The following is a 25,550-nucleotide window of genomic DNA, read 5'->3' as shown; positions in this document are numbered from 1 at the left end:
TGCTGATCCAGTACACCGAAGCCGAAGAGTGGTACACCCTCACCGGCAGCCCCGTGCCAGTCCCCGCCGAGGGCCTGCCTGCCCTGCACGCACACGTCCTGGACCTGGTGCGCCAGGGCGGCGGGGCGGAAGCCCCCCGCTGATTCACAAGCTCACAAGGGCCTCTCCGTCCCCGCCCGGGGCAGGGAGTCCCCCGTGGATGGCGGGGGACGGTTCCTGGTTCGCGGGCGGCGTTGCCGAGCCCGAAGGAGCAGTGGGCGACGTAGCGGGCCCCCGCACAGGCCGCGCTGACGGTTCGTTCGGTCGGAGACGCCCGGTGGGTCCCGGCGCGGGGCCATCCCCGCGTGCGCGGGGACCACACAGCATGAAGCCCCGGCCAGTACGGCCGGGGCTTCGTTGCTGGTCGCCTCCAGGTCAGATGACGCGCCTGGCTGGCAGGAACTCTACGCTGCCACCGGATGAGCCTGCTGGTGGTGGGGTGGCACGAGCATCACCCCGCCGGGCCCCGGAACCCCCGGCGGCCTGCCCCTCAGACGCCTGTCTCGTTGATTTCGGTGATCTTCACGGAGAGCTTCTTGGACGCGGACGCCGTAGACAGTGACGTCGGCGTGTAGTTCAGCGTCGTCTGATCCGACAGCTCAAGCGTCTTCAGGATCGGTCCGGAATCGTCGCCCTTGATCTCGTAGGTGATCTGGTAAACGGCGTCCGGGTCCAGGGCGTCAGTGAGGCCGGTGTAGGACAGTTTGGGTTCGACGGTGATGTTGCAGCCTGCCGACCCGAAGCACTGCCGGCTGGTGGTGCGGAGTTCGATCGTGAAGTCGTCAACCGTGGGCTCCACGAAAGTCGGCTCCGGCTCGGGTTCGTCGGCGACGGTGGTAACGGGGGCTTCGGCGGGTTCACTGGACTCAGTGGCCGTTGTGGCCGACGTGTCGTCCCTGTCATTGACGGCCTGGACGGCACCGGTTCCGACGATGGCGGCGATGATCGCGGCCGAGGCACCAATGATGACCTTGTTGCCGGGCCGCTTCTTCTCCGCCGGCGCTGGTACGGGCATCGCAGCCGTGGGCGGCTCGGGCTGCTGCTCGGGCTGGGGCGGAACGGTGGGCATGGGCGGCTGCGGCTGGTCGGTCACGGGGTCCCCTTGTACGGCTGGTGTGTCAGGGGCATCATGCGGGTCTGTGGGGGAGCTGTGAGGTCGAGTTCGTTGAATCGTAATCAGGCCCGAACTCGGCTGAGCCCGGCCGCCATTGGGGCACGGCCGGGCAACTGATGGCCGGGCCGTTCTACCTGGCCCAGGGTCGGGGCTCGTAGTCGGCTGCTGCGCTGAGGATCTGGAACGCGACCTCGTGCCGGTCCATTCCGGCATCGACCGCATCCTCGACAACCCGGTTGGCGAGCTTGCTGCTGCCGCGACCAAAGAGTCCGCCGCGCTGAAGCCGTCGGCCGGCTTCGTGGATCTGCTCGGGGGTGAGCTTGGGCATGGATGCTCCTACTGCTGGTGGGTGTGGGCGTGGTGGGCGGCGCGGTCGAGGGCCCGGAGGACGGGCGCGGCGCTGGTCTGCTGGGCGTTCCAGGACGGGATGGTCTCGGCGTTGGCGAAGTCGGCCTGGATGCGGGCGAGGAGGTAGGTGCAGGCGTCGTCGGCGAGAGCCCGGTCGCCGTGTGCTTCGAGGCGGATAGCGCGGACGGGGCAGACGGCGCCTTGGTCGTCGTGGAGTGCGTCCCTGCACCAGCCGTCGGACTCGATCCGGTGCAGCGCCCGGTGGAGCAGCACGGCGATCGGCGTCCGGAAGGCCCCGGCGGGCGGGGCGAGCCGCGGGGGCACGGCCTCGGCGATGTGCGGGACCGGGTCGGCGCCTGGCAGGTGCGCGGTGTTGACCTCGAAGGCGACCGCAGCCTCGGCGAGACGGGCGGTCATCGCGGCGCCGGTCAGGGCAAGGCGGGCTTCCAGGTCGAGGGCGGGCGGGGCCTGCGGCGGGCTTGCGGGCAGACTGAGGATCATGGTCATGTTGGGTTTGCTCTCTGCGTGTTGACGCGTAGCGGGTGGAAGGGGCGCCCCTGGTTCGCTGGCAGGCATCGAGGGGCGCCCCGGCATGGCTAGCGGATGGGCCGGCGGGTGCGGGGGTTGCTGCTCTGGGCGACGAGCTTCTCCAGGCCGCGGATCTCGTCCTCGTCGAGGACGCCTTCGTAGTTGTCGCCGAGGGGGGCGCCGACGGAGCGGGCGGCTTCGGCGAGGTTCCGCATGCCGTGGGGCGGGGTGTCGTAGATCGGGCCGTGCTGGCGGAGGACCGTGGATGCCGCGGTGCCGTACTTGGTGCAGGGGGTGGCGGTGAGGGGCAGGTAGTCGGTGAAGACGATCTCGCTGTACAGCTGGGGGTCTTCCCACGGCGCTCGGCGGGTGTCGATGTTGTGGATGCGGTAGTAGGGCTTGCCAAGCTTGATGTCGCGGCAGAAGCGGCGCTCATCGCCCGGCTTCCAGACCTTCGCCATGATGGAACTTCCTTCCGATTTGTGATGTCTTGTTCCCGCTGCTCAGGGCTGCTCAGCGGGCGTTGTTGCAGGTCAGAGGTGCTCAGGAGTCTGCTCAGGGGCTGCTCAGAGCAGAGGATGAGCAGCTGGTGAGCAGCGGCCTGAGCGGCTGTGACCTGCGGGTTTGTGGCCTGATCAGGGCTGAGCAGCCTCTGATTAGGGGTACATATTTCGCATAGCGGTCAGAGCAGGTGACGGAGTCGATCACGCTTGAAGCCGCGCGGATTCTTCTCCTCGCCGATCTGGCCAAGCGTGATCGGCGCTCCGGCCCCGGCCTGCTTCATCAGCGACTTGAGCCCTTCAACATCCATCTCGCCGTAGGCGTCGGGGTCAAAGTCACGAAGCGCGGCGAGGAGCGTCTCCGTCTTCATCCGGTCGAGGCCCGCCTTCTCCATCACCGTCACCGAGTCCTCGGCCACGGCCCGCGCTGGACCGTCCGTCAGCTCGGCCCCCGCCGGCGGCTCAGCGTCGCACAAGCGCAGCAACTGCTCCCAGGTCAGGAGTTCGACCGGCGCCGGCTTCTTGAGGTCGCCGTCCTTGTCGTACTCCGGCTCGACGTACTCGGGCAGGTCCACGCCGCGCATCGCGTCGAGACTGTCCTGGTCCGGCTCGACCAGCCCGGCCTCCAAGCGCTCAGTGGCCAGCTTGCGAAGCGTCTCGGACGGCGTCTCGTGGACGGCGTACTCGATCGGCTCGTCGGGCCTGCCCGGCACGCCCTGGAGGTACACGTGGCCCGCGTCCTTGGGGTCGGTGTCGGTGGCCGGGGACAGCTTGTGCGGCATCCATCCCTCACCGACGGCCCCGTCGCCGAACACGGCGCGGGTGTCGCCGACCTTGCAGGGGCCGACCGCCTTAAGGGCGATCATCTGGGCGATGTTCTCTCCCAGGTACAGCTTCGTGCCGCCCTGGGAGGCGATGATCAGGGTGACGGCTTCCTTCCGGCCGACGAGCAACAGATCGAACGCGAGCTTCTTTGCCAGCTCGGAGCCTTTCGGGAACTCGTCGAAGATGACGGTGAAGTGCGGGTGCTTCTTGCTGACCACCCACTTCTTGCCCATGCCGAGCTTCTTCCTCAGCCGGGCACGGCCCTTCGACAGCATCAGGAAGAACAGGAGGACGGCTTCGATCTGCTCGTGGCTGCGGCCGGTGACCCGGACCGCGTCGTGCAGGTCTTCGAGGCCGTCGCCGTGCGGGTCGACGTCGATGGTGATGTTGTCGTAGCAGGCGGTGGTGATCTCCCCGACTGCCTGGAGCAAGCCGGTCTTGCCACCGCCGGACGCTGCGACGACCAGGCCCATGACTCCGGCGAACGCTGCGTCGAGGGAGTCCCCACCGACGGAGGTGCCGAGCCGGGACTTCTCGGTGATGGAGATCGACTTGGGGGCCCGGTAGGGCAGGCCGGGCGCGGTGGCGAACGGGTTTCCTTCGACGAGGCGGAGGATGGCGCAGGCACGGCGCTCCACCATGGGCTGCGGGCGGACCCCGTTGGTGGGAAGGTCGAACTTGGTCTCCAGGTCGCCCGCCTTGGCGATGATCGCCTCGGGGGTTCCTTCGTCGACGCGGACCTTGCACTGCCAGCCCCAAGGCTGCCGCTCCATGTCCCACACTTCGACGACCGGGATGCTCTCGGCGACCATCGCGAGGAGTACGCACACTGCTGCCTGCTGCGGGGTTTCCGCTCGGCGGATCGGGAACGGTTTCCCGCCGGAGGGCAGGTCGTCGAGGGTGGTGGAGCCGTGGCCGCGGACGGAGTCGTCGGCAGGCAGGCCGAGGACAGTCTCCGTGCTGGTGTCCGGTTCGGGCTGTGTGCGGTTGCGGCCGTGGAAGGCACCGACGCCCATGGCACCGAGCCCGGCGAGCAGGTCGATCCAGAGGCTCCCGGTGACGACGCCGAAGCCGACTCCCCCGGCGACCGCGCTGGCCCCGATGGCGGTCTTCCTGGCGAAGGTCTTGCGGTGCTGCGCGTACTGGTCACGGTAGGTGTCGGCGAGGGCCTTGAAGTGGGCGGCCCGCTCGACGTCGCCGGCGGCGTTGCGGACGCCTTGGTCGGCGTCGGCGATGAGCTGGGGGTAGTGGTTGTGGTAGCGGTCCGCCCAGCGGCGGCCGAGGGTGCGGTAGCCGCGGACGGTGTGCGGCAGCAGAGCCAGGGACGCGACGCGGTTGGTGTGGTCGGCGACGGTCCGGGCGGACTCTATCCAGGAGCGGCGGGCGGGCGGCTCGTCCTTGAAGACCGGCGTCTCGGCGGCCGAGGGAACGAGGGTGAGCGCGGGCCGGTCAGCAGGCAGCGGGGTAGCCATGGTGGGGTGTCAGCCCTTCTTCTCGGCGGCGGTCTTGGCGGTGATGGCGGCCTGCTTCCGGGCGACGCCGGAGAACCGCGGAGCGTCTCCGGATCGGCGCACGCCGCGCACCTTCGGACCGGTCTTCGAGCCCCTTCCGGGCCCAGGGGGGACATGTGGAACACGCTGTGCGTTTGTGGTCTTGCCGAGGGTGTTCACGGGGGTGCCGGTGCTGGCTGCTTCGACGCGCTTCTCGGCCTTGCGGCGGCCCGTGATGATGTCGACGGACTGGCCGGGTGCGGCTCCCTCGATGTCGTGGTGCGCGCGGTCCCAGATAGCTTCGGTGACGGTGGTCTCGCCGAGCGCGGCAGCGAGCCGCAGGGCGTGCTTCCACACGTCGGGGAACTCCTGCGCGCGGGTGGCCGCGAGCTTCTGCGCCGCCTCCGCTGCGGCCTTGTCGGCGGCCTCCTTCTCGGCCTGCTTCTCCTCCGCCTCGGCGGCCTTCTGCTTGGCCTCTTCCTTCGCCCTCTTCCTGGCCGCGCCCCGCTCCCGCCAGGTCGGCTTGCCGTCCCGCTTCCGGATCCGTCCGTGCTCGTGGAGATCCCACACTCCGGGCCCAGCGATCGACGCGAACGCCGTACCAATCGCCGTCGCCGGGTCGAAAGCAATCAGGCCGTGCCAGAGATTGATGCCCGCGGCGAGGAAAGCGAGCAGCCAGGCGATCAGCCGGTAGTGCCAGTGCGGCCGACGGGAGGCGACCGCGGCGGCAGCGCCCTTGAGAACAACCCACGCTCCGCCTTCCAGCATGAGCGGCGCGGCCATCAGCCAAAGGGCCTCGCGGTTGTAGAACGCGGCGATCTGGACGGGCAGGGCAACGATCGCGCAGACGATGTAGAAGCCGCGGGCGTAGCCGCGCCACCGGTCCTCGGCCTCGGTGATCTCGGCCGCCTGGGCGTCGGCCGCTGCCTGCTCCTCCTCGGCCTGCCGGTCGGCGTCGGCACGGGCACGGTCGGCGTCGGCCTTCCGCTTCCGGCTTTCGGCGATACGGGCTTCGGACGCGGCCTGCTCCTCGGCGGCCTTTCGCTCTGCGCGGTCGTTGGCGAGGCGGAGCTTGCGGGCTTCTTCCTCGGCCTTGATCCGGACCGCTTCGGCCTCTGCCTCTGCGCGCTTCACCGCGGCGATCTGCTCAGCCTCAGCGGCGAGCCGCTGTTCCTCGGCTGCGGCCCACGCCTTCGAGCGGATTGCTTCGGCCTGCGCCTGGGCAACCAGATCACTGGTCGCGCCGGCGGGGGACGTGTCCTGGCTGGCGGCGGGGGTCTCGATGGGCTGCCAGTCCCCCAGTACTTGCAGGGCCGGCGGCCGGGTGTGGCCGTTTACCTTGGGCGGGCTGGCGGTCATAGCTGGTGTCCCTTCTTGTTCAGGCGGTGGCGGGCTGGGTGGTGCGGTGCTTGAGCCAGATGACGGTGGCGGCGAGGAGCCACGCGGATCCGGGGACGGTCCCGAGGACCGCGCCGAACCCGGCGAAGGTGAGGCTGATCGGGGTGATGGCGGCCGACCAGAGGCCGACGACCAGCAGGTATAGGGCGAGGAGTGCCCAGGCGATGCCACGGAGCATGACGGCCTCTCAAGGGGTCGGGAAGGATAGAGAGTTGGGGTGGCGCCCCGGGCCCGAGTCGATCGGGCGCCCTCACGGCGTGAATGCCGGGGCTGATAGGTCAGTGGCGCTTGGTGCCGCCGTGCCAGCGCGAGACCTTCGCGGCGGCCTCGTTCGCGGCGGTGTTGAGCCGCAGATACTCCGGGGTCTCGTCCCGGATCCCGGCGGCCTCCTCTCGCCGCTGGTTGGCGTGCAGAGCCGCATCGGCCGCACGCAGCGCAGCGATATCGGCCTTCTCCTGATCGGTCTTCTTGAACAGGCCCACGACGGGCTCCTCTCGATAAGTGCGGATGGTGCGCGCCCCCGAGTGGGGCTGCGGGTTCACCACCAGCTGGTCTTGCGGCGGTCCAGGCAGCCATTGCGGGCGTGGTCCTCGCACGGCCCGCACGGCGTCTGCTGATCACCCAGACCGAGCCAGTTGCCCTTGTGGAGTTCGGCGTGCTCCTCACACTGGGCGCAGCGACCGTCAGGCACCGGCGGGGCCGTGAGCGCGGGCGAGATCGGCGCCGGCGGTCAGGAGGTTGCGGACCTCGTCCCAGGTGCGGGTGGTTCGCCCGGCCCAGGCGGTGGCCTGCGCGGTCGGCGTGCCGGTGTGCGCGGCGACGAGCGAGTCGAGGACCCGATCAGCGACCCGATGCGCGTCGCTGTTGTCGACCTGGTGCATGCCGAAGTTGAGGGTGAGGGGGCCCTGCTGGGAGAGGGCCTGGCGGGCGTACCGCCAGAGGGTCAGGATCATGGCCTTCAAGGTCATGGACTCGTCGGGCTCGGGGAGGTCCGGGTCGCTGTCGGTGTAGCTGCGGGTCCAGCCGGTCTTCTCCAGCACCGTGCGGGTGGCGTTGAGGAAGTCGGCGACCTCCTGGCCGGAGATGGTCTCGCCGGAGTAGCCGATCCAGAAGTCGGGGCGGCGGCCGGTCGTCTCCGTCGCGGCACGAGTCACGGCGTCGGTGGTGAACGGGTTGGCGGCCGGGGCGGTCTCGGTGTCGGGCATCTGGTTCTCCTCTGGGGTGATCTGACGGGGTAGGTGCCGGGGCGGGGTTCCTGCGCCCCGGCACCTGGGGCGGGTCAGGAGTGGTGGTTGGGCTTCCAGATGCCGTTGTTCAGGTCGCTCAGCTCGTCCAGGGCCTCGTCGGCTGCGGCCCCCATCTGGTCGGCGAGATGGTGCTTCCCGGCTTCCTGAAGTTCGCGCTGCGCCTTGCGGCTCGCGGCGGCATCGGCCTTGATGTCGGTCCTCAGCTGGTCGTCGGAGAAGGTGGTGCGGGAGAGGAAGTGGCGGGCGGCGGGCATGTGGACTCCTTGGGGTTAGCGGTTGACGACCGGCAGGTGCAGGTCGCGGTGGGTGACGGTGACGGTGTGGCCGCGGCGGCGTAGCCGTCGGGCAAGCTGATCGGCGACGACCACGGACCTGTGCCTGCCGCCGGCGCAGCCCGATCCGATGACGATCCGGGCGACGGAGGGGCCCGCGGCGTAGGCCTGGACCAGCCGAGTCGTCGCGGTGAGGAGCGGTCGGACTCCTGCCGTGCCAAGCACGGTCCGCCGCACGAGCCGATCGCGGCCGGTGAGAGACCGCATCCGCGGATCGATGTGCGGGTCCCGGAAGGCGCGGCGGAGGTCGAGGATCAGGTCCGCGGTGGGGGCATCGCCGTGCAGGAAGCCGAAGCTGACGATCTCGACCGTGGCCATCAGGCTGCGGCGGGGTAGTCGAAGCCGTCCAGCTCGGCGACGAGGGCCCGGTCCAGGCGGGCGGCGTACTCCCGGACCGCGGCCATACGGCCGAGGTCACCGAACCGGCGCGCCTCCGTGTACTCGGCGAACAACTCGCTGACCGACATGGTCATCGCCTCTTCGACCGTGAGCCGGGTCCGGAGCTGCTGGCCCAGGCCGGTGTAGGCGTGATCGGCGGAGAACAGGAACGGAGACATGGCGGTGCCCTTCCAGGCGAATGGGGGTGATGGGGGTCCGTGGGCGGCGGGACAGGGCGTCGACCGCCGCCCACGGAGAGAAGGGGTTCTACTGGGACTGCTGGGCGGCGATGATCTCGGCGGCAGCCGCCCGAGCCGCCTCAGCGTCGAGTGCGGCCTGCTTCGCGGACTCGATCCGCTGCCGCGTCTCCTCAGCCAGGGCCTTCGCGGCCAGACCGACATCGGCCGGGGTGGTCACGGGGTGAAACCCTGCGGGTGAGGGCGAGGCGGCCGGACCGGCAGCGGTTCCTTCGCCCGCTCGTGCTCGGCGCTCACGACCGGACCTCGATCAAATCCAGCCGCCCGGCCTGATCCAGGGTGGTGTGCGCGGACGCCATCAGGTCCTCGGCGGCGGCCAGCGAGTCCGCGTCCAGGTCCGACAGCCGGCCGGACTTGGCGAGCCCGGCGAGCTCCGCCGCCCTGCGGGCCGCCGTCTCGTACCTCGTGGCCGCCTGGATCAGGGGGAAGTGCTGGGCCAGGCGGGCCAGAGCCTTCATCCCCTCCGGCGGCAAGCCGATCAGCGGGGCGGAAGTCGTGGAGCTGAGCATCAGGCAGCCTCCTCGGCGGCAGTCGGGGCTTCCGTCGAATTCAGGACGGACTTCGGGATACGGAGGGCGCCGGTCGCGCCGTCTCCGGGCTTGAAGGGGCGGCCGTTCCGGTAGGCCGGGACAGATCCCTGGTGGATCCAGCGGTAGACGGTCGCGGGGTGCACTCGGAAGTGCGTCGCGACGTCCCGAACTCGCAGCATTGCGCCTCCGATCGAGTGCTTCGCATCTGTCGACAGACGTTAATAGCTTATGCCGCTAGGTAGCAAGCTTCGCGGCGTGAATCTGGCCAAACACGCCTCGGTATGCGTAACCCCTGAAGGATTAAGGTGGGGAGGTCAGCAGCCACACGATCGGCAGTGAAGGAGGCGCCAGAGATGGCCGATATGGAGCGCGAGTCGGACTCTCTCGCCTACGTCGCACCGCAAGAGGCCGGGCAGGCTGATGCCTGGACCAGGGAAGCCGGGAAGCGGGGAGGGCAGCAGCTCGCCGAGGTCGCAGAGGTGATTCCTCCGACAATCGTGGCTGCAGCGCTGCGCCTCTCCCCCGGCGAAACGGCCGTGGTCCGGCGGCGTCTCATCCTGCTTGGAGGCGAAGTGATCGAACTCGCCGACTCGTACTACCCGGGCGCCGTCGCCCGCGGGACCCCCCTCGCCGAGCGGCGCAAGATCAAGGGGGGTGCTCCGACTCTGCTGGCGGAACTCGGCTACGAGGCCCGGCATGTCAGTGAGGATCTAGAGTTCCGGGCCGCGCAAGAGGCCGAACTTCGGGCACTGGCTCTGCCGGCTGGGGCCAGCGTGCTCAGCCTTCTGCGGACTAGCGTCACCGAAGACGGGGCCCCGTTCGAAGTGCAACACATGGTCATGAAGGCGCCTCGCCGCCTCCACTACGAGATCGAGGTCGACCGACATGCCTGAACAGCACGAGGACAAGCGTCCCTTCGGGGAGCGCATTGCGGCAGAGATCAGAAAGCTGATCATGGATGGCGACTTGGAGCCCGGCGCGCCACTACCCTCCACCGAACGACTGTGCGCGCAGTACGGCACAACGAACGTGACCATCCAGCGCGCCACGAGAATCCTCAAGGACGAGGGACTGCTGGTCGGACGCAACGGAGTCGGTATCTTCGTGCGCGAGGAAGGCGCGCAGGCCATCACTCCGGCACACAGCCTGGCACCGTCCGAACCTGGGCAGCCCTACCGTTGGCTGACCGCGGCCACGGAGAACCAGCAGCGCGGCAAGTACCGCATGCTGACCGTGACGGAGGTGAAGCCGCCCAAGCAGGTGCGCCTCGCGCTTGGGCTCGACGAAGACGGTACAGCGATTCTCCGGTCCCGGGTCGGGTACCTCGACGACAAGCCAGCGGAGTTGGTTCACTCGTACTACCCCGTTGAGTTGGCCCGCGGAACGCGGCTCGAAGACCCCCGCCTGATTCCGGGCGGCTCGCCTCGACTGCTCGACGACTTGGGCTTTCCGACGCGCTCGCAAGATGACGTGCTCGGCGCGCGGCCGGCAACGACCGACGAGTACCTGCACTTGGAGTTGCCGCGCGACGTGCCTGTGATTGAAGTCTTCCGCATCGTCTACAGCGATGACCAGAAGCCGATCGAGGTCACGCTGCTCGCCAAGCCCGCTCATCGCTTCAAAATGGCGTACAGCATCGGCTGCCCGTAGGCGTACCCGAGCACGGCGGCAGCCTTCCGCCCTCTCGCGCGAGAGGGCTTGATACGTGAGCAATTAAGCCCTACGGTCGAGTGCGTCAGAGTAGGCACTGTCACACTCTCAGTTAGGAGCGGCGTGCCTGTATGTAACGCCTCGGCCTCCCCGCATGCGCATCTCTACCCTTACGGGCACGTCGGCGGCCCAGGCGCCGAACGAGCACCATCCCTTCAGAGTCGGCGAGATTGAGCCATCCTTCAGAGGTGCGCCAGCATCTAGCAGGATGGCGCTCGACGCCTCTACGTGTTGCAGCGCGCGGCAAGGACGCGCTGCTCAGGACCTTGAACCTAATGCCTAAAGTTATGCATTAGTGCTGGTCAGACAGCCTGCGCTGACGGGGCAGATCGGCACGGAACGACTGACCCACACCTCGCACGGATGCTGGAACTCGCCCCTCAGGTCCAGCGACCCCTCGTCGGGCGGATAGATTTTCGGTCATAGCGAAGCGGCTAGGTCGACCGCCCGCTGAGCCCGTCCCTTCAGCTCCACCGGAGGGCGACCGTCGAGGAAACGAGAACAGCCGGGCGTTCCGACACGCCCGGCCATTCGACCAGCGGATTCCCGTCCGCCAGCCACAAACCCACTCCCACCAGAGAGAAGGTCTTCCATGACTTTAGCGCACTACAGTTTTGACCCCCAGCCGTCGCCGGATGAGGCTCCTCGTTCGTGGTCGTTTGTTGACCGTGTGACGGGCGAGACCGTCGTGTACACGTGCATGGTGGGCTGCACGCTGGATCATTCGCACGAGGTGGGCCGGCGGGTGTTCCGTGAGGACATTTGGTGCTGGTTCTGGGATGAGCCGTTGACGCTGCCGGTGGATGAGAGTGGCGTCCCGGAGGAGTTCTCCGTTCTGTCGACGGTGATCAAGGTTGAGCCGTGGTCGCCGCAGGTGGCGCACCGTCTGCCATTCGCTGTGATCGAGTTGGTGGATGACCACTTCATTGACGGTCTGGATCCGGACGGTCTGGAGACGGTGATCAGCACGCTCGCTGGCCGGCTAGAGCAGATGCGGGCGACGCACCGCAGGCTGGTCAAGGCGCGGGAGGGGTACGGGCAGCCGTGATGAGCGTGAGCCTGGCACTGCGCTTCTGAACGTGCAGGCCCCCAGCTGGAGTCCGGCTGGGGGTCTGTCTCGTTCGCCTGTTGCGTCAGCTGCCGAGGAGGCGCTGTTTCTGCTGCTGGAACTCCGCTTCGGTGAGGGCGCCTTGGTCGCGGAGGGTGGCGAGCTTGGCGAGTTCGTCAGCGATGGACGCGGGTCGGCTCGGGGCATGTGGCAGTGCGGGGCTGCTGGGTGTGTGGTGGGCGGCGATGGCGTCCTCGATGGCTTTGCGGAGCCCTTCGAACGCGGTCTTCTGCCGGACCGTGAAGACCACCGAGTTCTCGTCTGTGACTGCGTCCGCGGTCTGGCTTCCGAACTGGGAGCGGCGCTCGTTGCCGCCGGCGGCCGCGAACTGGATGAACCCGTTGAAGAACAGCCCGGCCGGCTTCCACTGCACGCTGCTGATCTGGCTGATGTGGAAGCGTTTCTCGCCCCTGCCCACGGTGGTGCGGGCGACGAGCCCGCGGCGGGTGATGGTGACGTATTGGCCGTCGAACGTGACCTGCCCGGTGTGGCCTTTCACTTCGATCATGTTGCCCCCCCTTGGTGCGTGTGGGCGGCATCGTGGCACTTGGGCGCCGCTGCTGGCGGACGGATGATCCAATCGTTACCGCCTGGCGTCGTCGGCTGCTCGTTTCCCGTCTGGCCTGCGTATGAAGCCCCGCCCGGTCTGGGCGGGGCTTTGTGGTTCAGTCGAGGTGGGTGATCTTCAGGACGGTGATGGTCTTGTGGTGGTGCCCGATGAGGAGGACGGCGAAGGCGTGTCGGGTGACGAGCATTCGCATGATGCCGTCGTCTACGCCGTAGGGGTCGGTGGCGGCGAGGGGGTCGTCGCAGGCTTCGGCGAGGGCGAGGGTCAGGGCTTCGCTGGCTGCCGTGGGCATGGCCTCGTGGGCGGCTTCGGCGGCCTCGTCGTACTTCAGGCGGTAGGGCACCGGCTGTCCTCCTCTATGGCGTGGGTGGGTCTGGGTGCCATGGGGGAGGTGAGGTCAAGATCATGCCGGGAGAGTAGCGGAGGGAATACCCGGAGTGAAAATCCTGCTGGTCAGGCAGCGCCCCGCGACCGCACACGGTCCGCTTCAGCGCGCACCCGATCCGTCGCATCGGTCCAGCCGGCGGTGGGGTCTTCGCCCCGCTCCTCAGCCGCAGCAATCTCACGGCCGCGGTCGACGGCGGCGAGGATGCCCTCTGCGATCTCCTGCCACCGGGTGAAGACCGCGAGGAGTTGGTCGGCGGGGGCCCGGTTGATCTCGGAGAGGAAGCGCCGGGCGAGGGTGGGGTTGCCGACGGCTTCGCTGATGCGCTCGATGGTCCAGGGCTGATCGCTCATGGGGCCTCCGCCGCCTGCCGCCTACTGCAAGTGCATGGTACTGGTCGCTTGCCACCGTAGCGCACCAACCTACTCAGAAAAGGAGGCTCCGGCAGGGGCTCCACGTGATTCCGACCGTGACGCTGCCGTCGCCTAGGCAGCGTTCTTCCTCTGTCTTCGCTGCGCCCTGCGGTAGGTGCTCTCGCCTGCTTTGCACAGGTCGCAGGGGGTTTCGCCGCGGCGGATGTGGGCGGCGAATCCGGCGTGGTCGCCGTGTCGTTCCTTGCGGAGGAGTCCGTTCTGCCAGGCGAGGTGAATGGCGTTGCTGATGTTGACGGCGCGCAGTGTGTGGCAGATGGCCCGTTCGTGGTAGTCGACGGTGCTGACGGCGATGTGGAGGCGGTTGGCGATCTGGGGGCCGCTGAGTCCGTCGGCGCGTAGCCGCAGGATGGCCTGCTGCCGGTCGGACAGGGCGTTCTGGGCGAGGGCGTGGGTGGCGGCGAAGCGTGCGGGGTTCAACTTGGTCTCCGTTCAGGGGGGTTCGAGGGCTTGTGCGGCCCTGTAGCGGGCCGGGAGGTGGCTTGCCGACTTGGGGTGTCGGATGCCGTGAGGGGCGCTCAGGCGGGCGCGCAGGGCCCCTCACGGCGGTCGCATCGGTCACGCGGCCCCGGGGCGGGGCGTGTGCTCGCCCCGGGGCGTGCTGCTGGGGCCGGTCACGGCTGGCTGCCGAGGAGCTGGTGGGCGACCGCGAGGGCCTGGGGGCTGGCGCCGATCTCCTGGGCGTCTGCGGCGGCGGCCTCCAGCCAGTCGGCGAGGGCCAGGCCGACGACCGGGCCCATCGTGGCGGCGTAGGCGGCGTGGGCGAGGTACATGTACGACGGCCGGGTGTGATCGCCGCCGCGGACGATGGAGGGCCAGGAGACGACGCGACCGTCATCGAGGGTGAGATGGTCGCCGTGGAGGCCGGCGCGACCGCGTCGTAGGGCGGCGTAGTGCCAGTCGGCGGTGGGGTTGCCTTCGGGGTCGGTGCTGGCTGCGGTGGCGCGGGCCCGCAGGAGCGCGGCGGCGGCGCGGAGTTGGTCGGCGGGGCTGGTCATGGGCGTCTCCCGGTGAGTGCGTGGCGGAGGAGGGTCTGGGCGAGGGGGAGCAGGGTGTCGATGGCGGCGGCGAGTAGGCCGGCAGCGAGGGTGCTCGCGGCGGCGAGGACGGCGATCAGGGCGGGGAGGGGCCAGCCGAGGGTGCGGGCGGCGGCGAGAGCCTCGACCATCACGCCCCCACCCCGCGCGGCCGGTCGGCCTCCGCTGCCCACTCGGGGGCGATCTTGAGCGCTGGACCGCGCCCCGGCGGCGGGTCGTTGCGGTGCTTCCAGGCGTGGAGGGTCTGCCGAGGCCGGGTGCCGAGGAGCACGGCGATCTCGCCGAGGAACACGGCTTGGGCCAGCCACCAGCGGGGGTCTCGGCGGCTGGGGCGGGTGGTGCCCACGAACAGCCAGTGGGCCCAGTGGGAGGCGCGAGTGCAGGGCTTGATGCGTCCTGCGGTGTAGCCGACTGCGAGAGCGGCCGCGACGGCGAACACGAAGGCGGTCATCGCTGCGCCCCGTCCTGCCGCGCCCCGGCGGCGGGCTGCTCCACGGTCAGGCGACGAAGCGAGTCGACGGCGGCCTGGTCCTCGTGGGTGAACCCGTCCTCGGACCAGATCCGTTCCTGTGCCTGGTCGAGGGCGTAGGTCAGCATCGTGCGTTCGGCCGGGTTGAGCGCAGCGGTCTCGGTGGCTGCCGTCTCGTCGGCCATGCGGCGCAGCAGGTCGGCTCCCTCGTCGCGGTCTTCCTCCCGAGCGTCGCGGATGGTGTCGGCGGTGATGCCGATCTCCCGGCGGTCCAGGGCGGCCACAGCGGCGGCGGCTTCGCGGAGGGCAGCGGCCTGGTCGGTGGCGGTGGTGGACAGCCCGGTAGCGATGAGCAGCAGGCTGCACGGCTCGCCGCGCTCGATCCGGTCGGCGTCCGCCTCCAGCGTTGCCACCGCGTCGGCGGCCCACTCGCCGCTGTAGGTGTCGCCCACGAGCGCAGCGCAGGCGCGGACGATCGCGGCCTGGTCGACGGGCGCGGGCAGCGTTGCGGACTTCGATTCCCGGACCTGACGGCCCAGCTCGGCGATACGTGCGTCGGCGCAGCGCAGTTCGTAGTGCCAGTAGTCGCGCTGTTCGGTGACCTTGACCAGCTCGGCACGGAGCGCAGCCTGGTCCATGACTGGCGCGGGGACGGGCGGGGTGGTGGGATCGGTCATCAGGGTCTCCTCGGTGTGGAAGGGTGGGGGCACCGGCCGCCCGCGCTCCCTGCGGGCGGCCGGACTACGGTCAAGCGGCGAGAGGAAAGACAAGCTGCTCGGGCTGGCTCAGACCCTCCCGGACCGCGGCCAGCACCTCCGCCCGCCACCCCAACGCGTAGCGCAAGCAGTTCGCCTCGTTCTTGTGCGGACCACGCGAGGCCGGGAACCGAAAGTCGCAGCCCTGGCCCTCACGGCGACCAGCCGCGGACCAGGCCATCGAGTCCGACGACGGCAGGTACCGGGCCACCCTCCGCAAACCGTCAATCTTGAAGCCGAAACCGTGCAGGCGTATCCCGTGCCCGGCGATCTCCGTCACCAGCCGGGCCGCCTCCTCGGTGCCCTGCCGACGGCATACCGACCCAATCCCGACCAGCGGCAGGGCACGAAGATCGATCCCTGCCCGGTCATACAGATCGATGCAGCGCTCGTAGTCCGGGATCGTCCAGCCCTGCAAGACCGGAATGATCGGCAGCCGGTCATCAATGGCTTTCAGGTCCAGGTAGTTCCCCACGGTGCGGGCCTGATGCTCTTCCACGGTCAGGCCGGTCTTCGCGGTGATCCACGGCTCGCACATCCAGTCCTGCGGGGCAGCCCAGTCGATGCCGACCTCGTCGACGTAACGTCCGACCTGCCCGGCGTACTGGCGGGGGGTGGGGCCGTAGTCCCACGACCCGTGACCGTCCAACTCGGAGAAGCCGCCGGAGTCGACCGAGACCCGGCCGCGGGCCCGGTACAGCTCCTTCAGCTTCGACAGGGGCCGGTTGGAGACGAACAGCGGCACATCCGTGTACTTCATGAACGCGGGCGGCGCGCCCAGCAGGAAGACGCTCACGCCGCCACCGCCCGAACTCGGCGCCGCGAAATCACGGCGATCACAGCGACCGCGGCGAGCGTCATCCACGTCTTCCCGAGCAACTGGCCCGGCAGGTACTCCAGCGACCCGAACGCCAGCCTAAGGAAGATCAGGCTGTCCGCGGCAAGGCCGACCGCGTTGGAGGCCAGCATCGCCACCAGCAGACCCCGGCGGCGCAGCGGCTCGTACACGGCGAAGTCCATCGTCTCCGCCAGCACGAACGCTGCCGTCGAGGCGACCGCCAACGCCGGATCAGCCAGCCACCACGACATGCCGGCGCCTACGACGATCGCGGCCAGGACCGCAGCCCGCCCAGCCGCCTCGCGGGCTACGTCCCGCAGGACGAGTGCCAGGCCCACGGCGTAGACCCCGGCGGGGGCGGTGTAGCCGAGTCCTACTGGAACGACGCCGAAGTGGGTTACGGCGAGGTTGGCGGCCGGGATGGTGGCGATGTAGGCGGTGAGGGCTGTTGCCCCTGTGGGGGTGATACGCGTGGCCATTGGGTGTCTCCTGGTGGTTTGCGGGACTACCGGTCCCTCGGCGTAGGGTGCGGGCCAGGCCCGGCCGGCTACCTTCCGGCCGGGCCGCCGCGTTCACGGAGTGCGCGCGGTCTGCCAGCGGGGGCAGTTGGCGATCGGGAAGGTGGCTCCGGCGGGTGCGGCGTGGATGTCGCAGGCGTCCGGGTAGCCGGTGCAGCCGCAGCCGTCGGGGTTGCATTGCTCCTCGGGGGGACTGGCGGGCAGGAAGTGCTCGCAGGTGAGGCAGTCGTCGGCGGGGTTCGCGAGTTCCAGCAGCACGTCGGCGTGGCAGGGCTCGTCGAGCGGGCACCAGCACATGAGGTCCCGGCCCGCGAGGTCGCGGCGAGCCCTGACGGCAAGATCGGCATGGTCTTCCAGGTGGGCCCGGTAGGACTCGACGGCGAAGAGGCGCGCGTCGTGCTTCGAGGCGAACGTGCCGACGGTGCTGCCGTGGTCGTGGGTGACGTCCCAGCCGCCGAAGTCCGCCGGAACGATGCGGTTGGGGTTGCCCCAGCGGGTGCCGCGGCCGACGTAGACGGCGCCATGCGGGGCGCGCCAGCCCTTCGTGCGGCGGCGCTGGATACGGCGGGGTGGGGTCATCAGAGGCTCCAGAGGGTGGGTTGGCGGTCGGTGAGCGGCAGGGCTGTCTGCCCGGGTATGGGCTCGGTCGGTGGTTCGGTGGCGCGGCTGATGCGTGGCCGGGTGGGGTGAAGGCGGCGGGCGCAGACCGGGCCGAGACCCGACGGGGACGGGCGGACCAGACGCCGCCCACACGCCACACAGCGCAGCATCAGGCGGCTTCGGCAAGGTCGGCGGCCGTTCCGGAGTCCTGCGGGCTGTGGATCACGGCCCGCAGCCGCGTTCCGATCCAGGCACCCACCTGCGGAGAGACGGCGTTCCCGAAGCCGTCGACCTGATCGCGTGCGGTGCCCCAGACCTTGAAGATCCCGGTGTGGTCTCGGAAGTTGACGTCGAAACCGCATCCGCGGCCGATCTCGTGGGCGGCCATCATCCGGTAGAAGCACTCGTCGAACGGCACTTGCGACAGCGCGGGCCCCCAGTTCGCAGTTGGGAGCGCGGTCGTGTCGTGGGCGGTGAGGGTGCCGAGCGGGTCGGTGACGGGGTGCGGGGCAGTCCCGTGGTTGGGTGTGGTTCCGTTCTGCTTGAACCAGCCGGCCGCGGTGAGGACTCCGGGGATCTGTTCGGCGGTGAACGTGGGCATCGGCTCCGTGTACAGCTGGGGCACCGTGTTCTTGCGGTACGGGAGAACACCGGAGGAGACGACCGCGAGGGTCTCGGAGCCGACCTGGGTGGGCAGCGGCCCCCCTGGGCCGCGGGGCGCGCCTTGGTAGTTGTCGACCGCGAGGGAGAGTGCCGCATCGTTGTCCCACAGGCCGGGCCCTGTCGACAGGAGCGCTGCTTCCTGCTGGCTGGTCTGCGTGGCGAGCGGCTGCAGGAGTAGCCGCTCGCTGCCGTGGACGCCCTTCGCCGGCATGAGGATCGCGGGGAAGTCGGCGAACTTCTGGCGGCAGCGTTCGATGCGGGCGGTCGTCGATGCGGCGAACGGGCCGCGGTGGCCGTCCTTGAATGTCTTGACGGGCCGGTCGCCGATCCGGGTGCCGAGGTCCGTGAGGTCGAGTGCGGTGATGGACGGGGTGGCGGGCGGTTCGACGCGGGTGCGGCAGGAGGGGCACCGGTACTCGTACTGCTCGCCGTAGGCGACCTTCCCGGTCGGCGGAATGCCGGTCCGCCAGGTCCAGATGGCCTCGATGTCCTTGTCACAGGGCTCGCACCGGGACGCGGGCCGGTGGTCGAGGTCCGGCATGGGCAGGGACTTGTGGACGAAGACCCAGTAGCCGCGGTTGCGGGACTGCGGGACGCCGAAGAACTGGCTGTTGAGGAACAGGACCTGGTGGTTGTAGTCGAGCAGGTCGAACTGGCGGAGCCACCACCGGTAGGTGGAGCCGTCGCCGATCTTCTTGCTGCCGGGCAGGAGTGGTCCCCAGGACTGCAGTTCGGTGGTGCACTCCACGAGGATCATCCGCGGCCGGTGTTTCTGCGCGTAGTGCAGGACGCAGTTGGCGGTGGCCCGGTCTCGCTCGGAGCGGGTGACCCTGTCCTCGTAGTCGGGGTCGTCCATCCCGAAAAGGGTCAGGCCGTGTGCGTAGGCCCGCTGCGTGTTGGCGAACGAGTGGTTGACGCATGAGACTCCGGCGACGAGGAGGTCGGCGGCGGGAAGGTCTCGGGCGGAGTGGTAGTCGGCGGCGTCGGGGTCGACCAGGTCGGCGATCCAGTGTTCGGCGTTGGGGTGGTTGGCCTCGTGGACCTCGACTTTGTAGCTGTTGTGGTTCGCCGCCATGATCGTCGTGAACCCGGCCATCTCGATTCCGCGGGTCAGGCCGCCGAAGCCGGAGAACAGGTCCACGGCGACTAGGTCGTCGTGGCGGAAGCGGCGGCGTCGGACAGCTGGCCGGTGCGTGGCCGTGCGGGCCTTCTGCTTCTTGGACGTGGTGGGCATCAGGCGGCGTCCTTCAGGTGGGTGGTTGGGGTGTTGGGGTTGCCGCCGCAGCGGGCGCAGGTGCAGGTGTTCGGGGGCGGAGTCGGACCCGAGGCGGCGGTGCCGAGCGGCCAGCCGCCGGGGTGCGCGATCCGGTAGCCGAGGTCTGGCACCGCGGCCAGCACCGGCGCCGGTCGGGGCTCAGGCCGAAGGGCCTGGCTGGTGAGGAACTTGAGGTAGTCGCGGAGGCTGCCGTCGGCCCGCATCGCCGCGATGTCATCCGGAGTGGGTTCGCTCATGTCACACCCCAGCCATATCGACCATGCGTGCGAAGTGGAGTTGCGCGGCAACGGTGATCGTCGCCGTCGGTCCCCCTCGGTGCTTGCCGACGATCAGGTCCGCTTCGCCGGCCCGGGGGGACTCCTTCTCGTAGGCGTCCTCGCGGTGGAGGAGGATCACGATGTCGGCGTCCTGCTCGATCGCTCCGGACTCCCGCAGGTCGGACACGAGGGGCTTCTTCTCTTGCCGCTGCTCGGGTCCGCGGTTGAGCTGGCAGAGGACGATGACGGTGATCCCGAAGTCCTTGGCGATCAGCTTGAGATTGCGGGAGATCTCGGCGACGGCCTGCTGCCTCGACTCGGCCCGGGGGGCCTGCATCAGTTGCAGGTAGTCGACGATGACGAGGCGCAGGCCTTGAGTTCGCACAAGGTTGCGGATCCGGCCTCGGAGCATCGGCAAGGACAGGGTCGCGGCGTCGTTGATCCACAACGGGGCGGCGGCGATGTCGGGGGCGTGCCGGGCGGCGCGCGCCATATCGGCGTCGGAGACGATGCCCTGCTTCAGGTGGTGCAGGGGGATGCGGGCTTCAGCGCACAGGATCCGGTCGGACAGTTCATCCTTGCCCATCTCCAGGGACTCGAACAGCGACGGGATCTTGTGCTTGATGGCGGCGCCGCGGGCGAAGTCCGCGGCGACCGTCGACTTGCCCATGGCCGGCCGGGCACCGACGACGACAAGCTGGCCGGGGGCCCAGCCGCCGGACAGCAGTGCGTCCAGGTCCATGAAGCCGGTCGGGATTCGCTGCTCGTTGGTGGGCGGGGTGGTGGCCCGCTCCAGACTGTCCAGCAGCAGGTCGCCGATGGGGGCCATGTCGACGTCATCGGGCGCTCGGACCACTCCGTCGAGGTCGGACTGGATTGCGGCGACGTCGGTGTCCGCGTCGAACGCGTGGGATGCGCCCTTGAGCATGGCGTCGTAGCCGAGGGCGACGAGCCGGGCGGCGATGGCCTTCTTCTCGATCCGCTTGGCGTACCAGGCGGCGGCACCGGGGTGGGCTTGCTGGTAGAGGCCGAGGAGTTGTTCGGCCGCGGGCGGCCGGGTCGGCATGCGGCCCTCGGCGTGCCAGGTTTCGAGCTGGCGGTGCACGGCGAGGTGCTTGAGTTCGCCGTCACGGAACTGGCTCTGGAGTTCCTCGACGGCCCACCACGTCCAGCGGTAGGCGTCGGTTGAGATGTCGGCGGGGTCGAAGCCCTCCGCGCCGAGTTCGTCGACGGCGCTGGGCTGCATCATCACGGTGGCGACGAGGATGCGCTCGGCTTCGACGTCCCGGGGCCGCTCAGGGGGGCGCGGGCCGGTTTCGGTGCCGGCGTCGCTGGGCGTCCAGAGGTCGGTGGTGGTGCTCATGCGGCCCTCCGGCGGTCGTTGCCCTTCATGGCGATTCGCTGGCACATCTCCCGGAGCCGGGATGTGACGCGGTCGCCGAGGCGGTCCCGGAGCTGGCCGGCGTCGGCGTTCGACGTGAACAGGGTGGGAAGGTGCCGCTCGTACCGGTGGTTGATCAGCCGGAAGTTGACCTCTTCTGTGAAGGCTGAGGGCTTGCCCTCGGCTCCGAGATCATCGACGAGGAGCAGGGGTGTGTCCCTGTAGCGGCGGAACTCTGCCTCCGCGTCGATGCCGTGCCGGGGGCGCAGGGCCGCGTACAGGTCGGCGGCGGTGGTCACCTGCCACCAGCAGCGCACCCCGGTCACAGCCAGTTCACGCATGGCGCCGTATGCCTCGTAGGTCTTGCCGACGCCGGTGACGCCGAGGAGTAGCAGTGACGGGCCGTGTGCGACCGAGGCGATCGGCGAGTTCCGTTCGGCCTGGGCTTCCTTCGCGGTGGCGACGAGGCCGTCGACCCACTGCCGCAGTTCGGGCAGCGTGGGCACTGCGGACCGGTAGTGGAACGGGACGAGGGCTGCGATGTCGGAGTAGGTGTGGCGGGCGACGTTCTGCGGGCTGTGCGGGTCGAAGTTGTGGAGTTGGATCCAGTCCGGGTCCAGGCCGCGGGCGGCCAGCAGCGGGGCGAGGTCGTGGCCTCGCAGGTTGTTCGGCGGGATGTACTGCATCAGAGATCCTCGTCGTAGACGGACTGGTCGGTGGGGTTGCGGTACGGCTGGTAGCCGCCGGACACGGCGCGCAGCGGCGGCCGGCCGGGCTGGGGGTCGGGCTCGTCGTCGTAGCAGCCCTTGTTGAGCCAGGTGGCGGGGTACTTCGTGTACTTGGGGTCCTGGCCGGCACGTTCGTGGGCGTAGCCCTTAGCGGCGGCGAGGATGTGCTGCGGGTCGGCGCCTCGTTCGATGGCGGCGATCCAGGCCTTCTTGGCTTCTTCCTTGGCCTTGCGCTTGGGGTAGGTCAGCCAGAAGGCGCCGAAGGCTTCGAGGTGGTGATCTGTCTTCTCGCTGCTGCTCTTGGTCTGGACGGGGGCGGTGTGCGCCTGCTGCTCGTCGGGCTTGGCTGCGGGAGAAGAGTCTTTTAGTAGTTGGTTGTCTGACGGTTGTGGGTGGTTAGGGCTGCGTTCCGTGCGTGACGAACGGACTTTAAGTGCGTGACGGACGGACTCAGAGTGTGTGACATCGCCGGTCACGGACTTTCCGTGCGTGACGGTCACGCCTTCTGAGTCTGTGACAGTCACGAACTCTGCGTGCGTGACGCTCTTCGCGCGGGACCGGCGCTTCCGCTCAGCAGCCGCGGCACGGAACTCGTCCTCCTCCCTCTCCAGGTCGCTCCAGTCCGTGGCGGGCCGGCGCAGTCCCATTGCGAGCTTGTAGCGGGTGCGGCCCTCCTTGGTGCCGTCCTTGGCGATCAGGCTGCCCTTCTCCAGTCGCCGCAGGGCCCGCTGAACAGTGACCCGGTCGAGGCCGGTGCGGTACTGGATGCGGAGCACCGACGGGTGCGCCTCCGTGCCGGTGGGACTCGCGTGCTCAGCGAGCACCTGAAGGACGTGCCGGGCAGTGGTGTCCGGCTTGCCCTTCTCGGTGCGCAGCATGGGCGCGTGATCCATGGCCCAGCCGACGGCCTCAGTGCTCACGGATGACTTCCTTAGGGAGGGGTGTCTGTGCTGGTCATGACTGGTTTTGGGACAGCCCTCATGGAGGTCTGGGGCTGATCACTCCCTCCCAGATAGGAGTTCGATCAGCCGCTCCCTCTGCCTCTCGGTGAGGTGGCGGCGCAGCTTGGCTGCGGTCTCTGTCATCGACCGGTCTAGTCGGACGACGAGCGCCTTCCGTGGTGCGACCAGGAGGTATGCCCGGTCCTTGACGTGGTAGGTCCGGCGTGACGCGATGTGTCGGTCGGCTTGCTCGAACTCGTCCAGGCTGGGCTGCCCGAACGCGGCAAGGTGGTAGGCCCGCGCCTTGTCCTTCCAGGGCAGCGAGGAAGGCCCCCACGCCACCGCCCTGTCGTGCCGTGACATGACCGAGTTGCAGCGGTCGCACAGAAGTCCGCGGACGAAAAACAGTCCGCCGCCCTCGAAGTGATCGATGACGAGTGCTCCGCGCTGAGTCTCCTCTTCGAGCGTCTTGCACAGCTCGCACCGGCCAGCCGCACGAGCAAGCAACCTGTCGAAGTCGTCGCAGGTCATGCCGTACTTCTGGAAGTGATTGCAGGTCTTCCCTGGAGCGGCATGGCGTGTCTCGGTACGCCTGTTGGGCACAGGCGGGATCTCCGCTGTCATGTCTATGAGAATAGCGTTCGCGGTCCGCGTTCACAATGCGCGGTCGCGTAGCGCAGTGGCTCAGAGTTGTGCCACCATGTGCGACATGGACTTGGACGAGCTGGACGAGAGGATCGTGGCCGCAACCAAGAAGCGCGTCCGCGCCGAGAACGCCTTCCTGAGCGCCGACGCCGAACTGCGCGAGCTGCTGGTGGAGGGGCGCGCGGCCGGCAAGGGCCCGTCGCACATGGCCAAGCTCACCGGCTTCACCCGAGAGTGGGTCGCGAAGATCGCGCCCAGCAGCGAGCCGAAGAAGCGTGTCGTCCGCATCAAGCGCTCCAAGCCGGCCGCGTCCGAAGACTGACATCCCTCCCCCTCTCCTTCCGGGCCCCGCTTCCGCGGGGCCTTTGTCGTGCGGGCTAGGCGGCGGTGTTGTTCCGGGGGCGTCGTTCGTGGCCGTGGAGTTCGCGGACGATGGCGTTGACGGTGGAGATGCCGAGGTTGAGCCGGCGGGCGATCTCGTTGGTGGAGAGGTTGAAGCTGGCGAGGTGTTCGATCTCGGCGCGGTGGATGGCGGCGAGTTCGTGTCGTTTGAGTTCGAGTTCGTCGGTCTGGTCGGTGTCGGGCTGCTCGTCGGGGTTGTCGATGTCGTCCCAGGCGAGGGGCCCGTGCCAGCCGCGGCGGCGGGCGTCGTGGATGGCGAAGTGGGAGGGTCCGGGCCTTCCGATCCACCGCTTGTAGAGGGCGGTCATGCCTTGGGCGGTGGCGGCGGAGACGGTGGCCGGCTCGCGTTCGAGGAGCCGGCCGAGGTGGTTGGCCGCGGTGGGCACCCCTGCGGCGATCAGATAGATGGGGTAGCCGATGGCGTGGAGGGCTCGGCCGCGGCGGATGGTTCCGGTTGCGTCGATGCGGGCGTTCGCGGGGATGCCCGTCGGGCCCGGGGAACGGAGGATGCGGGCGGCGACGCGGGGGGCGATGGTGCGTTGGCCTTGGAGGAGTTTGGAGATGTCGCCGGACTGTTTGCCGGTGGCGTCGGTGATCTGGCTTTGGCTGTAGCCCTGGTTGACCCATTCCTGGAGTCGTTCGCGGACGGGGGTAGCGTCGATGCGGACGGGCTGGTGGATGGTCTTGGCGCGGTACTGCTTGCAGTACCGCTGGTTGGCCGTGCGGCAGGGGGTGCAGTGGCAGCCGCGGAGGTAGCGGGCTCGGGAGCCGTGGGTGGGCAGTGGCTTGTCGGTGGTGGTCACGGCTTGTCCTTCCGGGTGCGGTGTGCGGTGGTGGGTGGCGTGGGTCACGCTGCGGTCTGCTTTTCGGCTGCGCGGGCGGCGGCCTTGGTGGCGCGTTCTTCGCGGCGGTGCTCAGCGACGGCTTCGCGGTGGGCTGGGGGGACGCCGATCCAAACGTGGACCATGGAGTGGCGGGCGCGGGCGGAGGTGCCGCCGTCGTGGTGGCGGATGATTCCGTAGTTCTGCAGGCGGACGGGCAGTGATCCCCACTGGGACTTGGGGTGGGGCGGGTCGGGCAGGTGGTGTTTTCTGCTGATCTCGTCCACGGTGAACGGGAGGCCGGTGTCGGCGGCGGCGAGGTAGTAGGGCCAGACCTCGTCGATCCAGGCTTCGTAGTCGTCGACGATGCGGCGGGACTTGGCGGGGGCCGCGGCGGCTATCTCGGTGCCGTCGAATGCGGGCTGGATGAAGGTCAACGTGGTCTCCTGGTCCCGGGGCCGCCCGCGATTCGAGCGCGGGCGGCCGTTCGCATGTGCGGGCTAGAAGGGGGGTTCTTCGGCGATGTGCGTGCCGAGGGTGAGGGTGCGGAGGCAGGCCACGATGTCGTCGTCGATGTCGACGCCCGCCCGCTTCGCCTCCCGGGCGATGCCGCGAGCCCACTCGTAGAGGTCGCCGGTCGGCCCGCCGAGGAACATTTCCGCAAGGTGGCCAGCGACGACCCTGCGGAACGCCACCAGGGACGCGAGGGTTGAGTCAGCCGCCCACGGGTCGTCGTCCAGCTCCCCGTGCTCCTCGTACTCGTCTTCGTGGTTGCGTCCGCAGTCGCCGCGGCGCCGCTCGCCATCGTTCATGAGGGAGCAGGGCATGCGGCCGGTGTCGAGGACGTGCCGCAGGTCGCGGATGTTCCGCAGGTAGACGTGCCGGTAGTCGGCGTACCGCTGGTCGAGGTCGTCGCGCGGCGGGTCATTCCTGTAGGCGTCGGCGACTTCCTGCCACCGATCGAGGAGCGTGTCGAAGAGTTCGCGGGACGGCGCCTGCATGGTGTCGGTCTGGTCGGTGGTCATGCTTCG

At 69.3% G+C, this 25,550-nt stretch carries 39 protein-coding genes; 4 read left to right on the top strand and 35 right to left on the bottom strand.

Translation table 11 applies throughout. From position 1 onward, the window contains the following. Positions 1 to 529: 529 nt before the first annotated feature. The 15 genes from GTY84_RS02815 to GTY84_RS02745 all read right to left on the bottom strand — a co-directional run bounded on the left by GTY84_RS02815 (position 530) and on the right by GTY84_RS02745 (position 8,965). Entirely contained in the window at positions 530 to 1,132 is a 603-nt protein-coding gene (locus tag GTY84_RS02815; protein WP_345943319.1) for a hypothetical protein, read from the bottom strand. Positions 1,133 to 1,283: 151 nt separating this feature from the next. Then, a complete protein-coding gene (locus GTY84_RS02810) occupies positions 1,284 to 1,481 on the bottom strand; it encodes a hypothetical protein (RefSeq protein ID WP_161224438.1) in 198 nt (65 codons plus the stop codon). Positions 1,482 to 1,489: 8 nt separating this feature from the next. Then, complete coding sequence (locus GTY84_RS02805) at positions 1,490 to 2,008, bottom strand: hypothetical protein (protein ID WP_161224436.1); 519 nt, start codon at positions 2,006 to 2,008, stop codon at positions 1,490 to 1,492. 89 nt (positions 2,009 to 2,097) lie between these two features. After that, positions 2,098 to 2,490 (bottom strand): hypothetical protein, encoded by a 393-nt coding sequence (locus tag GTY84_RS02800; protein ID WP_161224434.1) that lies wholly within the window; start codon positions 2,488 to 2,490, stop codon positions 2,098 to 2,100. Between the two features lie 221 nt (positions 2,491 to 2,711). Beyond that, complete coding sequence (locus tag GTY84_RS02795; protein WP_161224432.1) at positions 2,712 to 4,826, bottom strand: hypothetical protein; 2,115 nt, start codon at positions 4,824 to 4,826, stop codon at positions 2,712 to 2,714. Positions 4,827 to 4,835: 9 nt separating this feature from the next. Then, positions 4,836 to 6,203: a hypothetical protein gene (locus GTY84_RS02790; protein WP_161224430.1), complete on the bottom strand. Its 1,368-nt coding sequence runs from the start codon at positions 6,201 to 6,203 to the stop codon at positions 4,836 to 4,838. Positions 6,204 to 6,222: 19 nt separating this feature from the next. Beyond that, positions 6,223 to 6,420, bottom strand: coding sequence for a hypothetical protein (locus tag GTY84_RS02785; protein ID WP_161224428.1), 198 nt, complete (start codon positions 6,418 to 6,420; stop codon positions 6,223 to 6,225). A 100-nt stretch (positions 6,421 to 6,520) separates the two neighbouring features. After that, on the bottom strand, positions 6,521 to 6,724 hold the full coding sequence (locus GTY84_RS02780) for a hypothetical protein (RefSeq protein WP_161224426.1): 204 nt from the start codon (positions 6,722 to 6,724) through the stop codon (positions 6,521 to 6,523). 56 nt (positions 6,725 to 6,780) lie between these two features. Next, positions 6,781 to 6,933: a hypothetical protein gene (locus GTY84_RS02775; protein WP_161224425.1), complete on the bottom strand. Its 153-nt coding sequence runs from the start codon at positions 6,931 to 6,933 to the stop codon at positions 6,781 to 6,783. Next, positions 6,926 to 7,447, bottom strand: a complete 522-nt coding sequence (locus GTY84_RS02770) for a hypothetical protein (RefSeq protein WP_161224423.1) — start codon at positions 7,445 to 7,447, stop codon at positions 6,926 to 6,928. The genes GTY84_RS02775 and GTY84_RS02770 overlap by 8 nt, the downstream gene beginning before the upstream one ends. A 74-nt stretch (positions 7,448 to 7,521) precedes the next feature. Further along, positions 7,522 to 7,743, bottom strand: a complete 222-nt coding sequence (locus GTY84_RS02765) for a hydantoinase B/oxoprolinase family protein (protein WP_161224421.1) — start codon at positions 7,741 to 7,743, stop codon at positions 7,522 to 7,524. Positions 7,744 to 7,758: 15 nt separating this feature from the next. After that, positions 7,759 to 8,139 (bottom strand): RNase adapter RapZ, encoded by a 381-nt coding sequence (locus GTY84_RS02760; protein WP_161224419.1) that lies wholly within the window; start codon positions 8,137 to 8,139, stop codon positions 7,759 to 7,761. Continuing rightward, entirely contained in the window at positions 8,139 to 8,378 is a 240-nt protein-coding gene (locus tag GTY84_RS02755) for a hypothetical protein (RefSeq protein ID WP_161224417.1), read from the bottom strand. Before GTY84_RS02755 ends, GTY84_RS02760 begins: the two co-directional genes overlap by 1 nt. 88 nt (positions 8,379 to 8,466) lie before the next feature. Then, entirely contained in the window at positions 8,467 to 8,616 is a 150-nt protein-coding gene (locus GTY84_RS02750) for a hypothetical protein (protein ID WP_161224414.1), read from the bottom strand. A 73-nt stretch (positions 8,617 to 8,689) separates the two neighbouring features. Further along, positions 8,690 to 8,965, bottom strand: a complete 276-nt coding sequence (locus GTY84_RS02745) for a hypothetical protein (RefSeq protein ID WP_161224412.1) — start codon at positions 8,963 to 8,965, stop codon at positions 8,690 to 8,692. Positions 8,966 to 9,339: 374 nt separating this feature from the next. Between GTY84_RS02745 and GTY84_RS02735 the strand changes: the two genes are divergently transcribed. The 3 genes from GTY84_RS02735 to GTY84_RS02725 all read left to right on the top strand — a co-directional run bounded on the left by GTY84_RS02735 (position 9,340) and on the right by GTY84_RS02725 (position 11,744). Then, the gene (locus tag GTY84_RS02735) at positions 9,340 to 9,879 is read left to right on the top strand and encodes a UTRA domain-containing protein (RefSeq protein ID WP_161224408.1); all 540 of its coding nucleotides are present in this window, start codon (positions 9,340 to 9,342) and stop codon (positions 9,877 to 9,879) included. Continuing rightward, entirely contained in the window at positions 9,872 to 10,636 is a 765-nt protein-coding gene (locus GTY84_RS02730; RefSeq protein WP_161224406.1) for a GntR family transcriptional regulator, read from the top strand. The genes GTY84_RS02735 and GTY84_RS02730 overlap by 8 nt, the downstream gene beginning before the upstream one ends. 730 nt (positions 10,637 to 11,366) lie before the next feature. After that, positions 11,367 to 11,744 (top strand): hypothetical protein, encoded by a 378-nt coding sequence (locus GTY84_RS02725; RefSeq protein WP_161224404.1) that lies wholly within the window; start codon positions 11,367 to 11,369, stop codon positions 11,742 to 11,744. Positions 11,745 to 11,829: 85 nt separating this feature from the next. On the opposite strand, the gene GTY84_RS02720 is transcribed toward GTY84_RS02725, so the two are convergent. From GTY84_RS02720 to GTY84_RS02645, 17 genes are all read right to left on the bottom strand, one after another. Next, complete coding sequence (locus tag GTY84_RS02720) at positions 11,830 to 12,312, bottom strand: DUF4429 domain-containing protein (RefSeq protein ID WP_161224402.1); 483 nt, start codon at positions 12,310 to 12,312, stop codon at positions 11,830 to 11,832. 157 nt (positions 12,313 to 12,469) lie between these two features. Further along, on the bottom strand, positions 12,470 to 12,715 hold the full coding sequence (locus tag GTY84_RS02715; RefSeq protein ID WP_161224400.1) for a hypothetical protein: 246 nt from the start codon (positions 12,713 to 12,715) through the stop codon (positions 12,470 to 12,472). Positions 12,716 to 12,825: 110 nt separating this feature from the next. Next, positions 12,826 to 13,110 (bottom strand): hypothetical protein, encoded by a 285-nt coding sequence (locus tag GTY84_RS02710; protein WP_161224398.1) that lies wholly within the window; start codon positions 13,108 to 13,110, stop codon positions 12,826 to 12,828. Between the two features lie 132 nt (positions 13,111 to 13,242). Beyond that, a complete protein-coding gene (locus tag GTY84_RS02705) occupies positions 13,243 to 13,608 on the bottom strand; it encodes a helix-turn-helix transcriptional regulator (RefSeq protein WP_161224396.1) in 366 nt (121 codons plus the stop codon). A 194-nt stretch (positions 13,609 to 13,802) separates the two neighbouring features. Beyond that, positions 13,803 to 14,186 (bottom strand): hypothetical protein, encoded by a 384-nt coding sequence (locus GTY84_RS02700; RefSeq protein ID WP_161224395.1) that lies wholly within the window; start codon positions 14,184 to 14,186, stop codon positions 13,803 to 13,805. After that, positions 14,183 to 14,359, bottom strand: a complete 177-nt coding sequence (locus tag GTY84_RS02695; protein WP_237531998.1) for a hypothetical protein — start codon at positions 14,357 to 14,359, stop codon at positions 14,183 to 14,185. Before GTY84_RS02695 ends, GTY84_RS02700 begins: the two co-directional genes overlap by 4 nt. Beyond that, the gene (locus GTY84_RS02690; protein WP_161224391.1) at positions 14,356 to 14,676 is read right to left on the bottom strand and encodes a hypothetical protein; all 321 of its coding nucleotides are present in this window, start codon (positions 14,674 to 14,676) and stop codon (positions 14,356 to 14,358) included. The genes GTY84_RS02695 and GTY84_RS02690 overlap by 4 nt, the downstream gene beginning before the upstream one ends. Then, on the bottom strand, positions 14,673 to 15,371 hold the full coding sequence (locus GTY84_RS32820; RefSeq protein ID WP_202549042.1) for a hypothetical protein: 699 nt from the start codon (positions 15,369 to 15,371) through the stop codon (positions 14,673 to 14,675). Before GTY84_RS32820 ends, GTY84_RS02690 begins: the two co-directional genes overlap by 4 nt. 70 nt (positions 15,372 to 15,441) lie before the next feature. Further along, a complete protein-coding gene (locus GTY84_RS02685; protein WP_345943317.1) occupies positions 15,442 to 16,245 on the bottom strand; it encodes a hypothetical protein in 804 nt (267 codons plus the stop codon). Next, positions 16,242 to 16,766, bottom strand: coding sequence for a VUT family protein (locus GTY84_RS02680; protein WP_161224389.1), 525 nt, complete (start codon positions 16,764 to 16,766; stop codon positions 16,242 to 16,244). The genes GTY84_RS02685 and GTY84_RS02680 overlap by 4 nt, the downstream gene beginning before the upstream one ends. A 93-nt stretch (positions 16,767 to 16,859) precedes the next feature. Then, entirely contained in the window at positions 16,860 to 17,384 is a 525-nt protein-coding gene (locus GTY84_RS02675) for a DUF4326 domain-containing protein (protein ID WP_202548984.1), read from the bottom strand. A 190-nt stretch (positions 17,385 to 17,574) separates the two neighbouring features. Further along, on the bottom strand, positions 17,575 to 19,302 hold the full coding sequence (locus tag GTY84_RS02670; protein WP_161224388.1) for a DNA cytosine methyltransferase: 1,728 nt from the start codon (positions 19,300 to 19,302) through the stop codon (positions 17,575 to 17,577). Next, a complete protein-coding gene (locus tag GTY84_RS02665; protein ID WP_161224386.1) occupies positions 19,302 to 19,580 on the bottom strand; it encodes a hypothetical protein in 279 nt (92 codons plus the stop codon). Before GTY84_RS02665 ends, GTY84_RS02670 begins: the two co-directional genes overlap by 1 nt. Position 19,581: 1 nt before the next feature. Continuing rightward, a complete protein-coding gene (locus GTY84_RS02660; RefSeq protein WP_161224384.1) occupies positions 19,582 to 20,964 on the bottom strand; it encodes a replicative DNA helicase in 1,383 nt (460 codons plus the stop codon). After that, a complete protein-coding gene (locus GTY84_RS02655; protein WP_161224382.1) occupies positions 20,961 to 21,668 on the bottom strand; it encodes an ATP-binding protein in 708 nt (235 codons plus the stop codon). Before GTY84_RS02655 ends, GTY84_RS02660 begins: the two co-directional genes overlap by 4 nt. Then, positions 21,668 to 22,630, bottom strand: a complete 963-nt coding sequence (locus GTY84_RS02650) for a hypothetical protein (RefSeq protein WP_161224380.1) — start codon at positions 22,628 to 22,630, stop codon at positions 21,668 to 21,670. The genes GTY84_RS02655 and GTY84_RS02650 overlap by 1 nt, the downstream gene beginning before the upstream one ends. 78 nt (positions 22,631 to 22,708) lie before the next feature. After that, on the bottom strand, positions 22,709 to 23,275 hold the full coding sequence (locus GTY84_RS02645) for an endonuclease domain-containing protein (protein ID WP_161224379.1): 567 nt from the start codon (positions 23,273 to 23,275) through the stop codon (positions 22,709 to 22,711). Positions 23,276 to 23,360: 85 nt separating this feature from the next. Here GTY84_RS02645 and GTY84_RS02640 point away from each other — a divergent pair, with 85 nt between their 5' ends. After that, a complete protein-coding gene (locus tag GTY84_RS02640) occupies positions 23,361 to 23,618 on the top strand; it encodes a hypothetical protein (protein ID WP_161224378.1) in 258 nt (85 codons plus the stop codon). A 55-nt stretch (positions 23,619 to 23,673) separates the two neighbouring features. Here the strand turns inward: GTY84_RS02640 and GTY84_RS02635 are convergent, their stop codons facing one another. The 3 genes from GTY84_RS02635 to GTY84_RS02625 all read right to left on the bottom strand — a co-directional run bounded on the left by GTY84_RS02635 (position 23,674) and on the right by GTY84_RS02625 (position 25,544). Next, positions 23,674 to 24,501: a hypothetical protein gene (locus tag GTY84_RS02635; protein WP_161224376.1), complete on the bottom strand. Its 828-nt coding sequence runs from the start codon at positions 24,499 to 24,501 to the stop codon at positions 23,674 to 23,676. Positions 24,502 to 24,545: 44 nt separating this feature from the next. After that, positions 24,546 to 24,956 carry a hypothetical protein gene (locus GTY84_RS02630; protein WP_161224375.1) on the bottom strand — a complete coding sequence of 137 codons (411 nt, stop codon included), beginning with the start codon at positions 24,954 to 24,956 and terminating at the stop codon, positions 24,546 to 24,548. Between the two features lie 63 nt (positions 24,957 to 25,019). Further along, on the bottom strand, positions 25,020 to 25,544 hold the full coding sequence (locus GTY84_RS02625) for a hypothetical protein (protein ID WP_161224374.1): 525 nt from the start codon (positions 25,542 to 25,544) through the stop codon (positions 25,020 to 25,022). Positions 25,545 to 25,550 lie beyond the last annotated feature (6 nt).

It is taken from the genome of Streptomyces sp. SID8352, from assembly GCF_009862265.1.
Lineage (GTDB): Bacteria > Actinomycetota > Actinomycetes > Streptomycetales > Streptomycetaceae > Streptomyces.
This window is presented reverse-complemented; position numbering and strand designations above follow the sequence as displayed.